Source organism: Chloroflexota bacterium, from assembly GCA_016235055.1.
Lineage (GTDB): Bacteria > Chloroflexota > Anaerolineae > JACRMK01 > JACRMK01 > JACRMK01.
This window is the reverse complement of record JACRMK010000001.1, coordinates 48,053-62,847: the sequence shown is the minus strand read 5'-3', so window position 1 is coordinate 62,847 and position 14,795 is coordinate 48,053. Positions and strand designations below refer to the sequence as shown.

12 protein-coding genes are annotated in these 14,795 nt (G+C 63.5%); 3 read left to right on the top strand and 9 right to left on the bottom strand.

What is annotated here, in order from left to right:
- Window positions 1–22 precede the first annotated feature (22 nt).
- Window positions 23–994 (top strand): hypothetical protein, encoded by a 972-nt coding sequence (locus HZB53_00225; GenBank protein ID MBI5876046.1) that lies wholly within the window; start codon window positions 23–25, stop codon window positions 992–994.
- 441 nt (window positions 995–1,435) lie between these two features.
- Here HZB53_00225 and HZB53_00220 read toward each other — a convergent pair whose 3' ends face one another.
- The 4 genes from HZB53_00220 to HZB53_00205 form a co-directional block, all read right to left on the bottom strand.
- Window positions 1,436–2,446, bottom strand: coding sequence for an MBL fold metallo-hydrolase (locus tag HZB53_00220; GenBank protein MBI5876045.1), 1,011 nt, complete (start codon window positions 2,444–2,446; stop codon window positions 1,436–1,438).
- Between the two features lie 321 nt (window positions 2,447–2,767).
- On the bottom strand, window positions 2,768–3,385 hold the full coding sequence (locus HZB53_00215) for a hypothetical protein (GenBank protein MBI5876044.1): 618 nt from the start codon (window positions 3,383–3,385) through the stop codon (window positions 2,768–2,770).
- 141 nt (window positions 3,386–3,526) lie between these two features.
- A complete protein-coding gene (locus HZB53_00210) occupies window positions 3,527–4,666 on the bottom strand; it encodes a hypothetical protein (protein MBI5876043.1) in 1,140 nt (379 codons plus the stop codon).
- Window positions 4,663–5,220 (bottom strand): sigma-70 family RNA polymerase sigma factor, encoded by a 558-nt coding sequence (locus HZB53_00205; protein MBI5876042.1) that lies wholly within the window; start codon window positions 5,218–5,220, stop codon window positions 4,663–4,665. Before HZB53_00205 ends, HZB53_00210 begins: the two co-directional genes overlap by 4 nt.
- A 349-nt stretch (window positions 5,221–5,569) precedes the next feature.
- On the opposite strand from HZB53_00205, the gene HZB53_00200 reads away from it, so the two are divergent.
- Together HZB53_00200 and glgB are read left to right on the top strand one after the other, a co-directional pair.
- On the top strand, window positions 5,570–7,042 hold the full coding sequence (locus HZB53_00200) for a glycoside hydrolase family 13 protein (protein MBI5876041.1): 1,473 nt from the start codon (window positions 5,570–5,572) through the stop codon (window positions 7,040–7,042).
- Window positions 7,043–7,108: 66 nt separating this feature from the next.
- Window positions 7,109–9,376, top strand: a complete 2,268-nt coding sequence (gene glgB, locus HZB53_00195; protein MBI5876040.1) for a 1,4-alpha-glucan branching protein GlgB — start codon at window positions 7,109–7,111, stop codon at window positions 9,374–9,376.
- Between the two features lie 57 nt (window positions 9,377–9,433).
- On the opposite strand, the gene HZB53_00190 is transcribed toward glgB, so the two are convergent.
- The 5 genes from HZB53_00190 to HZB53_00170 form a co-directional block, all read right to left on the bottom strand.
- Window positions 9,434–11,038, bottom strand: a complete 1,605-nt coding sequence (locus tag HZB53_00190) for an acetolactate synthase (protein ID MBI5876039.1) — start codon at window positions 11,036–11,038, stop codon at window positions 9,434–9,436.
- Between the two features lie 287 nt (window positions 11,039–11,325).
- Window positions 11,326–12,333 (bottom strand): cation transporter, encoded by a 1,008-nt coding sequence (locus tag HZB53_00185; GenBank protein MBI5876038.1) that lies wholly within the window; start codon window positions 12,331–12,333, stop codon window positions 11,326–11,328.
- A 64-nt stretch (window positions 12,334–12,397) separates the two neighbouring features.
- Window positions 12,398–12,769, bottom strand: coding sequence for a hypothetical protein (locus HZB53_00180; protein MBI5876037.1), 372 nt, complete (start codon window positions 12,767–12,769; stop codon window positions 12,398–12,400).
- A 4-nt stretch (window positions 12,770–12,773) separates the two neighbouring features.
- Window positions 12,774–13,484: a SpoIIE family protein phosphatase gene (locus HZB53_00175; protein ID MBI5876036.1), complete on the bottom strand. Its 711-nt coding sequence runs from the start codon at window positions 13,482–13,484 to the stop codon at window positions 12,774–12,776.
- A gap of 30 nt (window positions 13,485–13,514) precedes the next feature.
- Complete coding sequence (locus HZB53_00170; protein MBI5876035.1) at window positions 13,515–14,765, bottom strand: CCA tRNA nucleotidyltransferase; 1,251 nt, start codon at window positions 14,763–14,765, stop codon at window positions 13,515–13,517.
- Between the last annotated feature and the right edge of the window lie 30 nt (window positions 14,766–14,795).

Genomic DNA, 14,795 nt, shown 5'->3' with positions numbered 1-14,795 from the left:
ATTCTTTCAGGGAGAAGGGGATATGAATCTAACTGCTTTGCCGCGAACGCCAGACCGCCGTGTGTGGGCGGCGCTGGCAGGCGCGTTATTCTTGTGCCTGTTCTGCATGGCAGCCGCCTTTGCGGCCAACGGAGGCGCTCCGGCCTCGCCGACGCCCAGCGCTGCGCCCATGCTGACCGCAACACCGACCAACACGGATGTGCCGACACCCGAACCGGCAGCGACCCCGCTGCCGGCGCCGACGAGCGCAGCGACGGCCACCAATGCGCCGACCAGTACACCCAGCGCCACCCCGACTGCTACGCAGACCCCGACGGCCGTGCCGACGGGGACCGATACGCCGACCGTCACGCCAACCAGCACGCCGCGCCCGACGGCCACCCCAACGCGCACCTATACGCCGACGCCGGCACCCAATGTGCAGATCAGCGCAAAGCCGAATCCGCTGGAACTCGGCGGCTGCTCAACGCTATACTGGGCGGTCGACAATGTGCAGGCAGTCTACGTCTTTGGCGGCGATCTGGGCACGACGCCGCTGCCGGTCGGGGGTCACGACTCGCGGGACGTGTGCCCGCGCGTGGATACGACTTACACGCTGCGCTTCATCACGGCCGGGCGCACGCAGGATGTGCCGTATGTCCTCGATGTGCACGACACGACACCGCCGCCCGTTCCGGCGCTCGGCGCGCCCAGTGGCGGGCTCGCCTCGTCCGGGTGCTCTGCCAATCTGGTGACGCTGTACTGGAAGCCGGTTAGCGATCTGAGTGGTGTCTTGCGATACGAATGGCGTATCTATAAGCGGGTCACGCTGCGTGGACTCCCGCTGGAGCTTGCCATCGCCTCGGGCAGCACCACGGCGATCAGTGTGACGCCGCCGGGCGCTACGTTCAATTGCGATACCTATTACTGGTCCGTCCGAGCGGTGGATCGCGCCGGCAACCTCGGACTGTGGGCGGCGGAACAGTCGTATTATTTCTACATCGCATTGCGCTAACACAGCAACGGGCGGGCATGTCGATGCCCGCCCGTGAGTACATCTGATTCCGCCGGCGTTTAGAGCAGATTCCGATTGGATAGCTGGAGCGTACCGCCGCAGGCAACCCGTCATGCCGTTGCCCGCTGGCTTCGCGCCAGCGGGCGCTTAACGGTCAGCGGCGTGAGGCCGCTGACCAGCGCCGGCATCCAGTCCGTAATTCTGGACTCCGGCTCCCATGGAAATAGGCGTGCCGGCGCGACCCTTGGCCGTAGGGACAGGTCTCTGACCTGTCCACCTGGCCGGGTGAGCGAGTTGTCTGGCATCCCTGGGCGGTTCACGAACCGCCCCTACGCGGGCGCGTCCAGTTCCATGCGCGAGTGTGCGCCCCTGGCGCATTAGCAACTTCCGCCGGAGTGACGTTGCAGCGTGCTGGTACTATCAACTGATTAGGAAATCGCTCTAAGTGGCGGTCGTCGCCCTGTTGCGCGCCGCCTGACCCGTGCGACCACGCTTGGGCGGTGTGGGCGGCTTCGTTGCGGCGCGCGCGCGCGGTGCTTTGGGTGTGGGCGACGTCGTGCGCGTTTCGCGCTTGTCCTTGGCGTCCTTCTCCCTCGGGCGGGCCTCGTCCTTACCCTTGCTTTCAGCCTCTTTGAACGTGCGGTACAACTTAATCAAGTTTCCGTTGTGGAGGCTGCGGGCCATCCCATCCATGGCGATCGGCGACCCGCCGACCTTCTCCAGCGTGATGCGCGCCAGATCGCGCTCGGAAGCACCCGCTTCGACGCGCTTTTTCACCTTCTGGAAGATGTTATCGAGGTAGGCCAGGTGCCCGTCGATCACTTCGGCGATCTCACCGCGCAGCAGCACGTCGCCGTGCCCCTGGACGATGTGCTCCATCTCCATGGCGCGGATGCGCCGCATCGAGTCGACCAGCATGTCGTAGTCGCCCCAAAAAAAGTAAGGCAACGGCGTCAACGCGTCGCCGGCGAACAATATCTTCTCGCCGCGAATGAGCACGCCGACGTTGTCGACCGTGTGGCCCGGCAGATACAGCAGTTCGAGCGTCATGCCGCCGAGATAGATCGACATTTCCCGTTCGAAGGTTATATCGGGCGTACGCAGTTCGATCTCCGCCAGTTGCGGTGTTGCTTCTTTGGCCTCGCGCAGGCTATCCATGCCCCACTTGAGCATCGTCTCGCGGCAGAGCCGGTGCCCGATAATCTCGGCTTGCGGGAAAAGGTAGTTGCCGTGCGTGTGATCGCCGTGCCGGTGCGTGTTGATAACATAGCGCACGACGCCGCGCGAGCCTTCCGATTTGAGGTAGTCGGCGATCTCGCGCGTTTCATCCGGGAACGGCAGCGTGTCGATCAGCACGCAGCCAGCCGGCGTCAGTACGGCGCCAGCTGTGACCTGGGCGTACTGCGTGCTGGTAAAGACGACTACGTCGTCAGAAACTCGCTCTCGCTTCATAGCATGACCTCGTTGGTGAACTCAACGATAACACATTTGCGAGAGGTATGTCAAGCCAGCTTTACAATTTCTGAAAGCGTCTGTGTGGACGATGATGATGGGATGAAACTGCTCGATACTTTAAGAATATGCAAGAACTACAGAGCATCCGTGAATATGTTGGTTGTGCGAGCGCTCAATCGAACGCCCTTGCCCCAGGCCATTTTCACGCGCGGTGGTGAGCACCGCGCGCGCATCACCCGGTGGTTCGTGAGTGCGATCCGTGAACCGTGGTTGTCTTCCAGGTTCCGATCACCCACTTCATCGGGAGATCTGGTTGCGCTATCGTCCGCCAAACAGCCGGGCCAGCAAACCAGTCTTGCGCGCCGGGATTGGAGTTGGACGAGGAATGGGGCGAAGGCGTTGCGTCTTCTCCGCCGGTGCTGCATTTTGCGCGAGCGCAGGCGCAACGGTGTCGTCCACGCCATCGACGTGCACCTTGACCTGTGCTGTTGCGGCCGCGCGCGGGGCGAGCGGCCGCACCCGGTTGGCATGCGCGGCCTTTGACAGCCACGCCTGCGAAGTGAGGGCTGTGAACTGGCGCAGGAGCTCCATATGATCCAGGTGGTCTTTCTCGGCCGTTACCTGCGCAATTTCGCGCTCGATCTGAAGTCGCACCAGCGCGCCGGCGTCGAGGTCGCCCACGAGCAGCACCGCCATACGCTCTTCGATGTCATCGGAGACCAGCGTCATCTTGTTGCCAACCAGATCGTTGATTTCCCGCATGGCGGCGGTCACGCGGTTGATACGCTCATCCAAGGCGCCGTCATCTCGCGATAGCTCGGCCACGCCCCAATCGGTCAGCATCGCTGCTTCGGGCGCCTGCAAATTGGAAACGAGCGATTTGTCTTCGCGAACATTCTCTGACGCGTGCTGCAGCATGTCGGCATCCGTGGTCATCGGCAAACGCTCCATGAATCAGTGTAAGACGATTATATCGCCGCGCAGTCGAACGCCAAAAGCGCGCCGTGAAAACAACAGCGCCCCGTCTCGTAGGTTGAGTGGGGCGCTGGCGCGATAAGGCGCGAAAGCAACGCATGCCTATCGGCTGCGAGTTGGCTCCGGCTCCCTGGTCGACTCCGGCTCCCTGGTCGAGTCCGGGGCCTTGGTCGATTCGGGTGCCTTAGTCGGTTCCGGGGCCTTGGTCGATTCGGGTGCCTTAGTCGGCTCCGGCGCCTTGGTCGATTCGGGCGCCTTAGTCGGTTCCGGCGTTACCGTCGTTGACCGTGGCGTCTCGCTGGTCTCGGGGCGCTCGGTTGGCTTGGGTGCCTGGGTTGGTTCGGACGCTTTGGTCGGTTCCGGCCGCTCGGTGGCGGTCGGGCGCGGCGGCTCGGTCGGGCGCAGCGTCGGTGAAGGCTGCGGCGCTTCTGTTGGCGGCCGAACGCGTGTCGGCTCAGGTGTTTCGGTTGGACGGGCCGTAGCGCTTGGCTGCGCGGTGGCGGTTGACGTTTCCGCTACACTTGGCAGGAACGGGGACGGTGCGCTGGAGCGCCATTCGACAAAGTCAATGGTGCCATCGCTCTGCGTCTGAACGACTACGACAATGCGATCGCCCACATGTAGTTTGGTCATATCGAAGCTGTCGGGAAGAGCAATCGACAGACCCTCTACGACGATGCCACGCCCGTTGATCGCTTCGATGACTCCGCCGATTTCGATACGCTGCGTACGCATCTGCTTGCGCAGCGCTTCCACTTCGCGTGCGCGCGCAACATCAAACTGCTCTTGCAGCTGTTCGCGCACCGTCTCATCCAGCGTGAATGTGTAGCGAACCTGCTCCTGCGCGCGTTTGATTCCGTACAATGGGTCGCCCGGCAGGCTATCCGCCGAAATGGTCAGCACGGAATTGCTCATCAGCAGGACGGCAATCGCGAACGTGCCCGCGATGGCCATGCGGCCAAGCGGGTTCCCCGCCGACAGCCAGCGCTGCAACGCGGCCAGTGGGCCGGCGTCCTGCACCGCCGTGACTTTTCGGGGGCGCGCCGGCCGTTCGGCAACTGCCGCCATCAAGCGGGCACGGCCGCGGGCAGCGCCGGCCAGCGACGGAGGCGTCGGGCGATACTCGGACTGCAGGCGCGCCGCAACGGTCATGAGTTCATGGACGTCGTCGCTCTCACCGGCGCCGCTTAAGGCGGACTTGAGTTCTGCTTCAAGATCGCCGTCGTACAACGGGGTTTTCATGTATTACTCGGATGATGCAATGACTGTTTCAGGGCTTTCAATGCCCGATGCTGCATGATCTTGACCGCGGCCACGCTCTTGCTCATGACGGTTGCGACCTGCTCGCTGGTCATACCTTCAACGAACCGCAACTGCACAATCTGTTGTTGCTCGGCAGTCAATCGCCCGACCGCCTGCTGCAGGTCGATTCGCTCCAGATCCAATCCACCGCTGGTGGTGATCGCTTTATCGTCAAGTCGGTCGCCGGTTTCGTCCATTTCGTCAAGGCTGTCGGTTCCGGTGCGGCCGCTGCGCCGGTAATGGTCAATCAACCGGTTGTGCGCTATACGGTACAGCCAGGCGATAAACGCGAGGCCGCGCTCTTCATAGGTGTTGATGGCCCGCAAGGCGTTTACGAACACATCCGCGGCCAGATCTTCGGCCAACATGCTGTCGCGGATGCGCGCAAGCATAAACGCATAGATGCGCGGGTAATACAAGTCGTATATGTGCGACCACGCTTCCGAATCATTTCTGCGTGCCCGTCTCAGCAACCGGCTTTCGTCAGCACTCACGTATTGATTTTCCGATGTCCGGGATCGGCCCATCACAACGCGGCGCGGGCACCCAGGAGTATTGCGTTGTCGCTCTGGTCGTGATAGGTCTGTCCACTGATTATAACGGATGTCGTTTACGAAAAGATACATCAAAGCGCCGAGCTATCAGCGCCAACATCTTTACTTCAGTTTGCTGGCCACGGCGTGCCGTGCGAGGGGCACACGCAGCAACGCTTCTGGTTACTCATTATCGGAGTGCTCGCCTCGATTAACCGGCAGACTCCTCCGGTAACTCAGCCGAGCGCGGCCCCGGCCGACCGCACTGTGCTATACTTGTACGGCAGTCCGTCACACTGCGAGGAGCTACTTGGAAACCCTTCACACTCCCGCCTGGGTCCGCGATGCCATATTCTACCAGATATTTCCGGATCGCTATGCACGCAGCCCCCGCGTGCCAAAACCGACCAATCTGGAGCCCTGGGAGTCCGCCCCTACACCGCTGGGCTTCAAAGGCGGCGATCTGCTGGGGGTGGCCGAGCAGATTGGCTATTTGCGCGACCTGGGGGTGACGGCGCTGTATTTTACTCCGGTGTTCCAGTCGACGGCCAACCATCGCTATCACACGCACGACTACGTGCGGGTCGACCCGCTCCTAGGTGGCGACGCCGCGCTGCGCGAACTGCTTGACGTGGCGCACCGGAATGACATGCGGGTGGTGCTGGACGGTGTCTTCAACCACGCCAGTCGCGGTTTCTTCCAGTTTAATCATATCCTGGAGAACGGCGCGCAATCGCTGTATCTGGACTGGTTTCACGTGCGCTCGTTTCCGCTCAACGCCTATGCCGACGACGGCCACCCGCCGGGCTACGACGCCTGGTGGAACTTGAAAGCGCTCCCCAAGTTCAATACGAGTAATCCGGCCGTGCGCGATTACATCTTCCGCGTGGCGCGGCACTGGATCGATTTTGGCATTGACGGCTGGCGGCTTGACGTGCCGAGCGAAATTGACGACGATCCGTTCTGGCGCGAGTTCCGGCGGGTGGTCAAAGAAGGCAACCAAGACGCGTATATTGTGGGCGAGATCTGGGGCCCCGCCGAGCGCTGGCTGCGCGGCGATATGTTCGATGCGGTGATGAATTACGGGTTTACGAAGGCGTGCATCGAGTTCTTCATCGGGAAGCGCGGCGACGCCTCGCTCTGGCAGGGCGGCTATGGCGACGTTTTGCCGTGTGATGCGATCGGGTTCGCTGCGCAGATCGAGACGCTGCTATCGCGATATCCGTCTGCCGCGACGCACACGATGCTCAATCTGCTGGACAGCCACGACACCGCGCGCTTTGTGACGATTGCGCGCGGCGATGAGGCCGCCATGCGGCTGGCGACGCTCATGCAGATGACCTACCCAGGCGCGCCATGCATTTACTATGGCGACGAGATTGGCCTGCCGGGCGGGCGCGACCCGGACAGCCGGCGCGCGATGCCGTGGGATCGCCGCCAGTGGGACACGGACATGCAGGCGTATGTGCGCAAGTGTATTGCGCTGCGCCGTGCCCATCCGGCTCTGCGCACCGGCGCATTCACGGTCCTGTACGCTGAAGGCATGGTCTTTGCGTTTGCCCGCCATACGGCAGAAGAGGTTCTCGTCGTCTTGTTCAACGCCGGCGACCGCTTGCAAGTTGCCAATATTGGCACGGCGGGCGTACTGACTGACGGCGATGTGCTCAAAGATGTCTGGTCGCCACAATCGGCTGAGGTGACGCGCGGCTATATGTGGGATATGGTGCTGCCGCCGCGCAGCGGGATGGTGTATCAGTTGATTCGGAGGCACGATGCGGCATAGCGCGACGGGTGGTTGTATGCACCGGGTCTGCAAGCGGGCGCGGGATCGGCACGGAGTTCATCGATGATGACGCTACCAGCAGAGCGAATCCAGTCCCTTGTTTCCGGGCGCGAGCGCGATCCGTTCGCCGTGCTGGGGCCGCACCGAGACGGCGACCTGACGGTCATCCGCGCATTTTTGCCGGGTGCATGCGAATGCCGAGTCGCCGGTCCGGACGGCGTTGCGCAATCCATGACCTGTGTACACGAGGCCGGCCTGTTTGAGACCGAGGAGCCGACCAGTGAGATTCCCGGCCATTATCAACTGCAGGCCATCATGCCCGATGGCTCCGCCCGTGCGTTCCATGACCCGTATGCGTTTCCACCGGTACTGGGTGAGTACGACCTATATCTGTTGGGCGAGGGCAAGCACGAACGCGCATACGACAAGCTGGGGGCGCATCCGGCCATCGTCGACGGAGTCTCCGGTGTTACATTCGCGGTGTGGGCGCCCAATGCAGGGCGGGTGAGCGTGATCGGGCCGTTCAATGGATGGGATGGCCGGGCGCACCCAATGCGGCTGCACTCGCCGGTGGGCATCTGGGACATCTTCATTCCCGGCCTAGCGGCTGGCACAGCGTATAAGTACGAAGTTCGCACCGCCGACTTCCATTCCAAGGTAGACAAATCTGACCCGTACGCTTTTCAGTCGGAGCTGCGTCCCAACACGGCGTCGATCGTCTACGATCTGCACCAATACGCCTGGGGCGATGACGAATGGATGACGACCGGCCGCGCCGCGCATAACGACCTGAGCGCGCCGATCGCAATATACGAAGTTCACCTGGGGTCATGGCGGAAGACGCCGGCGGGCGAGCGCGGCGCTGAGTTGGAAGGGTGGCTCAATTACCGCGAGTTGGCGCATGAACTAGTCGAGTATGCGCGCCGGATGGGCTACACACACATCGAATTGCTGCCGATCATGGAGCACCCGTACGATGGTTCATGGGGCTACCAGGTCACCGGCTACTTCGCGCCGACGAGCCGCCACGGCACCCCGGACGATTTCAAATACTTTGTCGATTACTGCCATCGCAACGGGGTCGGCGTGCTGCTCGATTGGGTGCCGGCGCATTTCCCGAAGGATGCGCACGGTCTGGCGTACTTCGACGGCACACACCTGTACGAGCACGCCGATCCGCGCCGGGGCGAACATGCCGAGTGGGGCACGCTGGTGTTCAACTACGGGCGCAACGAGGTGCGCAACTTCCTGCTGGCCAACGCACTGTTCTGGATTGACGAGTATCACGTCGATGGCCTGCGCGTGGACGCGGTCGCCTCCATGTTGTACCTCGACTACTCGCGACAGCCAGACCAGTGGGTGCCGAACCGGTTCGGCGGCCGCGAGAACCTCGACGCGATCGAGCTGTTGAAACGGTTCAACGAGTTGGTGCACGCCGACGGGCGGCATGTGCTGACCATCGCGGAAGAGTCGACGGCCTGGCCGATGGTGACGCGGCCGACCTACGTCGGGGGGCTTGGGTTCGACCTCAAATGGAACATGGGCTGGATGCACGACATGCTGAAGTTCATGCAGATGGACCCACTGTTCCGCCGCAACAATCAGAACCTGATTACCTTCTCGCTCTGGTACGCATTCAACGAAAACTTTGTCCTGGCGCTGTCGCATGACGAAGTGGTGCATCTCAAAAAGTCGCTGCTCGACAAGATGCCGGGCGATCTGTGGCGCAAGTTCGCGAACCTGCGCGCCTTCTACGGCTACATGGCGACGCATCCCGGCAAGAAGCTGCTGTTCATGGGCGGCGAGATCGGCCAGTGGCGCGAGTGGAGTGAGTCCCGCGCGTTGGACTGGAATCTGCTGGAGGACGCGGGCCATCGCGGCCTGCAGCAATACGTCGCCGATCTGAATGCGCTGTATCGTGCCGAGCAGTCGCTGTTCGAGGTGGATTTTACGTGGTCGGGCTTCGAGTGGGTCGATTTTCAGGATAACGACCGGAGCGTGATCGTCTTCCTGCGCCGCGCCAAAGACCCGGCGGATTTTACGGTCGTGGCCTGCAACTTCACGCCGCTGCCGCGCGAGAACTACCGGATCGGCGTACCGGTGCTGGGCGACTATCGGGAGCTGCTGAACAGCGATGCCGAAACGTACGGCGGCAGCGGCGTCGTCAATACTGGAGCGCTTGTCGCCGAGCGCACGCCATGGCACAACCAGCCATGCTCGCTGGTACTACGCCTGCCGCCGCTGGCGACGACGATTCTAATGTGTGTGGCCCCCGCGCCAGTGGACTTGCAAGCGCCGGACAATGGTGCAGGCGCGCCGGCTGCGAACGCGTAACCGCACCGAAACAAATAAGCGCCCCGCCAGTCTGCTGGCAGGGGCGCTTTGCGTTCTTTAGCGGAAGCGATCGATGCTCGGCACGTCGCCGATCGGCACGTCGATCAGCGTGGGGCCACTTTGAGCGAAGCCCTTGCGGATTGCGCCGCGCAGTTCCTCGGGGTTCGTGGCACGCAGTCCGAGCGCGCCGAAGCTCTCGGCCAGTTTCACGAAGTCGGGATTGTGCAGATCGGTCGCGATGACGCGGCCGCCATGCATCGACTTCTGCATCATCTGCACGTTGCCGTACTGGTTGTTGTTGTACACAATCGCCACCAGCGGGATGCGCTGCTGCACGGCGGTCGCCAGTTCCTGCACGCCAAACATGAAGCCGCCATCGCCGCTGACCGAGATCACGGGCACATCCGGCCGGGCGACCTTGACGCCGATGGCGGTCTGGAAGCCGTAGCCGAGCGTGCCCTGGTAGCCGCTCGTGATGTAGGTGTGCGGCTTGTAGACCGGCATCGTCATGCGGGCCACATAGGCGACCTGGGTCATCTCGTCCACGAAGATGCCGTCCTCGCCCAGTTCCTCGCGCATGACCTTGATGTACGACAACTGCGGCTGCAGCGCCTCGGCCTTCTGCTCCCAGGCCGTCTTCAAGGCGCGCGTCTCTTCGGCACGCGGCTCGCGCTTGCGGTTGTGTCGCTCGACGGCGCGCAGCAGTTGCGGCAGGGCGTCCTGCGCCCGCGCGGTGATGGAGACGTCGGGTCGCACGAACTTGTTGTGCGTCGTCGGGTCTACGTCGATGCGGATGAGCCTGGTCGACGACGGCTTGCCCCAGCGCTGGAGCGGCGTGCGCATGTTGGCGCCGATGGCAATGACGACGTCAGCCTTGTTCCAGTACTCGCGCGCGGCCTGCTGCGACAGGCTCAGATCGTTCCGGCTGTCCACGACGCCGAGACCGTTGCGGAACGCGCCGATTGGCGCCTGTAGGAGCTCGGCCAGCCGCAGCACGTCGGCGCCGGAGTCCTGCGCGCCGCCACCGACCCAGATGAGCGGATTCTGCGCCTGTCCGAGCAGTTTGGCGGCCTCCTCGATGCGGTCGAGATCGAGCGGCGGCGCGAATGTCGGCGGCGGCGGCACCTCGGTGTCCACTTCAACGCGCATTTCGAGTACGTCGGGCGGCACCTCCAGCGCGACGGGACGTGGCCGGCCGGAGTTCATCTGCCGGAACGCTTCGGCGACCATCATCGGGGCTTCAGCCGGGCTATTCACGCGCTCCGCCCACTTGGTCAGCGTGCGCAGAATTTCGAGCTGGCCGGGGATTTCGTGCAGGTCGCCGAATTCGCGCCCGATCGACGTCGTGGCGATCTGCCCGGTTAGGCACAGGACACGGGCGTTGACCGCGTACGCCGACACGATGGCCGCCGCCGTGTTGAGCAGGCCGGGGCCGGGAACGACGCTGAACACCCCGACGCCGCCGCTCGCCAGGGCATAGCCGAGCGCCATGTACGCCGCGCCCTGCTCGTGACGCGTGTGGATGATCTTGATGCGCTCGCGCGCATCATACATGGCATTGAAAAAATGGTCGTTTTGAACGCCAGGCAGGCCGAAGATCAGCTTGACGTCGTGTGCGATGAGGGACTGAACGACGGCCTCACCGCCGGAAAGGATGGGCATAAAAGGTCTCCGTGGTAGGGGGTGATGTTTAACCGTGACAGCGATTGATTTTATTGTCGCATACAGCGGCTACCGGGTGCTATTCTAGCATAGCCCTCGCGCTTTATCCACCGATTGGCGGCGAATCCAGCAATTCCCATTTTGGCTTTGGACGGGTACTTTCCAATGCCGGCTTGCTATGAACTGGCCCCTTGGTGCTTATCACGCAAGCGGGCTCGACAAGAAAGCGGCGTTGCCCTCCCCGTTAGCTTTTCCCCTGCTCCCCCGCGCGCGCGGGGGAGCAGGGGTCAGGGGATGAGGGGGCATACTGGTGGCCGACTCCAAAATGAGAATTGCTGCGGCGAATCCGGATTGCGAGGCTTGGGTTGCGCCGCCTCCGCGTCCGCGCCTTCATCGGGCAGATGGTCGAGCGGCACGTCGTCCCACGACGCCGGTTCATCGAGCGGTTCGATGTGCGTGGACACGTTGGCGCCGGGCAATACCCGGCGGATGCTCGCCTCAATTTTCTCCAGCAGTTGGTGCCCGCGCCGGATGGTCCATTCGCCCGGCACCAGGACATGCAGAAAGACAAACTGACGCGCGCCCGACTGTCGCGTGCGCAGTGCATGAAACTGCACGTCGGCGGCGGCGAACGGATCCAGCGCCTTTTGCAGCGTCTCGAGGTCGGCGTGCGGCAAGCTCGTATCCATCAATCCCAGAACGGAGCGGCCCACGAGTTGGAAGCCGGTCCACAAAATATTGGCGGCCACGAGGATGGCGACCAGTGAGTCCAGCGCCTCCCAACCGGTGAGGGCGACGGCGCCGACGCCGGCCAGCACCCCGATGGACGTCCAGACGTCCGTGAGCAGGTGCTGGGCGTTGGCCTCCAGCGTAATCGATGTGTAGCGCTTGGCGGTGCGCATCAAGTAGAGCGCCGCGCCCAGGTTGATGAGCGACGCCATCAGCGAAACGATCAGGCCGAGGCCGATCTGTTCCAACGGCCTGGGGGCCGTCAACCGCTGGATGGCGGCCACGCCGATGCTGAGCGCTGCGACCAAAATCAGCGTTCCCTCGACGCCGCTTGAGAAATACTCGGCCTTGTCATGCCCGTAGGCATGGTCTTCATCTGCCGGGCGCGCGGCAATCGTCAGCATCGCCAGCGCCATCAGTGCGCCCACCAGATTGACGAACGACTCCAGGGCGTCGGAGAGCAGCCCGACGGAGCCGGTCAGCATGTATGCGACGCTCTTCAGGCCGATGGTGCAGACGGCGGCGCCGAGTGATAGCCAGGCAAACCGTGTGAGCGACGGGCGCAACTCCGACCGATCGTTGTCTTTGCGCGATGCGCCGGCTGCGGTGAGGGCGTCCGGCGCAGAGTTGTCATGAGCCATCGTGTGTTCCTTGATCGGTGTTGTGCCAGTCCGCCAGTGCGCGAAGCGCAACCGCCAGGACGCCCTCGGCGGTGCATTCGTCCACGACGATGACGGCATCGGCGTGCGCGCGTGCGTGCGCCAGGCGGGCGCGCTGGTCCGCTATGAATTGGACCGTGCCGTGATACGGCGAGCGACGCGCGACGGTGTCGTCGCTCGCCTCGAGGTAGATCAGCAGATCGGGGCGCGTGATCGCGCGCCACATATACGGCACGTCGGAATGCTCCTGTGCCACGTCAACCGCTTCGTAGCCCAATCGTTTCAGTGCGCGGGCCAGCGTGCTCTTGCCCGAGGCGCACACGCCGACGATCGCGACCTTCATGGTTCTACCCGGCGACAGGAAACGAGACGCTCACGCGCCGGACTTGTTCTTCTTCCGGTCGGTCGCGTGTGGCCATGACCATGAGGCTGATGTCGTCGTCCGGGCGGCCCATATCCATCTGGACCGCCGCTGTGAGCAGTTGGTCGGCGATGGCACTCGCGTGCAATTGCTGAGTGCATAGTGACTTCACGAGTGCGCGGCTCTCGAACTGCCGGCCACTGAACTGCCCTGCACTCAGGAAGCCGTCGGAAAACGCGATGATCGTCAACGGCACGCTAATAGGCATCTCCGTGATGGCCGGGCGCGTGCGGATGTGGATGCCGATGGCCTCGCACGGATCGGTCAGCTCGCGCAGTTCGCCGTTTTCCACGATGAAGACAGGGCAGTGGGTATTGCGCGAGATGACCAGCGTGCGTGTGGCCAGATCAACCGAAATGATCTGCAGCTCGGCAGACACTTTGCCCTGCCGCTGGGTATATAGGTAGTCGTGCGCGGCGCGCGCGGCGGCCCCGTCGCGAATGCCTTCGCCCAGCAATGCGATGGCTTTGCGAGCCACCGTGTTGCTGATGCGTTTGGCGCCCTTGCCGTGCGACTGGCCGTCGACCAGCACAAAGGAGAGCCCGCCGTGCGGCCGCTCCACCATCTCGACCGTATCGCCGCTCTCGGGCATCGCCCATTTGTTCACTTTGGCTACCGCAGTCTGAACGTCAATCATGGTGCCCTTCGCTCTGCCATACCGGGCGCGTTAGCGGCCGGCGCGTAACACGCTTTCGACATAAACGGCTGCCTCGTCCGCGTTCGATACCTGCCCAGCGACCTGTGCCTCGACGAGCCGGACCAGCATCGCTCCGATCGCCGGCCCAACAAGCCCGAACCGGCTGGACAACTCGGCACCGTTGATCAGCGGGCGCGGCGAAATGACCCGCGCGTGCTCGTCACGATACCACGTTACGAACTGCAACGCGACGGGCCAGCGTTGCCGGGCGCGCTCGTCGCTGAGGGCGATGGCGAGCAGCGTCAGCGCAGCCGGGCCAGTATCGCGAAAGAAGCGATGGCAATCCAGCCGCGACACGTCCACCGTCATCGCGCTGAGCTTTCGGGCATGGCGGACGAGGGCGCCGGCATACGACACTTCGTGCGCGGCGAAGCGCAACGCCGCCAGATCACGCGCGGCCGCCCGTGCGTCGGCAAAGAATAGCGCCGCCTTGGTTACAATCAGGCGCGGCCGCTCGCTGCTCAGCGTTTGATCGAGTTCGGTCTTCAGAATCGATTCCGCGTCCGCCCGGTCGCCCAGTCTCGCGTAGTAGGTTTCCAACTGGCCGAGCCGTGCCAGCGCGTCGTCGTTGATGGTCCATGCGGGAAGCAGGTGCTCGACGAGGCCGGCGTCCGCCATCGCTCGCAGGGTATCGCCGCTCCGGGGCAGCGCCAGAATCCGCACCACTTCATCGCGCAGGCGCTCGCGCGACACGTCGCGCAATAGAGGGCGCGCGGTGAGCAGCAGGGCACGGGTATGCGGATCGATCTCGAAGCCCAGCGTGGCGGCGATGCGCAGCGCGCGCAGCACGCGCGCGGCATCCTGGGTAAAGCTCGTATCCGACACGGCGCGCACGACGCGCGTTCTCAGATCGGTCAGGCCGCCGTGCGGATCGATCAGCGTGGAATCGACGCCGATCCCGCGCGCCATCGCGTTGATGGTGAAATCGCGGGCGGCGAGATCGGCTTCAATCGAGTCGCCGCGCAGCAGGGTGACATCGATGATCGACCCGCCGCGCAGGATGACGCGCCCGGCTTCGCGTTCCGCGTCGAGCGGATAATACGCGCCGCCGAGGTGATCGGCCAGGCCGCGCGCCAGCGCCAGCGCGCCGTTATTTACGGCGAAGTCGATATCGTGGCGGCTGCGTCCGAGCGCCTCGTCGCGCACGGTTCCGCCGACCAGGTACGCTTGTGCGTGGCGGGCCGCAAAGAACGCCCGGCAGCGCTCAATCAGTTCATCCATGAGGTAAACGGAGCGGGCAGACCAATCTGC

Bases quoted from the DNA above. Each gene is read 5' to 3' on its own strand.
- HZB53_00225 (MBI5876046.1), top strand. From the start codon at position 23: ATGAATCTAACTGCTTTGCCGCGAACGCCAGACCGCCGTGTGTGGGCG.
- HZB53_00190 (MBI5876039.1), bottom strand. From the start codon at position 11,038: ATGCCCATCCTTTCCGGCGGTGAGGCCGTCGTTCAGTCCCTCATCGCA.
- HZB53_00220 (MBI5876045.1), bottom strand. From the start codon at position 2,446: ATGAAGCGAGAGCGAGTTTCTGACGACGTAGTCGTCTTTACCAGCACG.
- HZB53_00170 (MBI5876035.1), bottom strand. From the start codon at position 14,765: ATGGATGAACTGATTGAGCGCTGCCGGGCGTTCTTTGCGGCCCGCCAC.
- HZB53_00175 (MBI5876036.1), bottom strand. From the start codon at position 13,484: ATGATTGACGTTCAGACTGCGGTAGCCAAAGTGAACAAATGGGCGATG.
- HZB53_00180 (MBI5876037.1), bottom strand. From the start codon at position 12,769: ATGAAGGTCGCGATCGTCGGCGTGTGCGCCTCGGGCAAGAGCACGCTG.
- glgB (MBI5876040.1), top strand. From the start codon at position 7,109: ATGACGCTACCAGCAGAGCGAATCCAGTCCCTTGTTTCCGGGCGCGAG.
- HZB53_00210 (MBI5876043.1), bottom strand. From the start codon at position 4,666: ATGAAAACCCCGTTGTACGACGGCGATCTTGAAGCAGAACTCAAGTCC.
- HZB53_00215 (MBI5876044.1), bottom strand. From the start codon at position 3,385: ATGACCACGGATGCCGACATGCTGCAGCACGCGTCAGAGAATGTTCGC.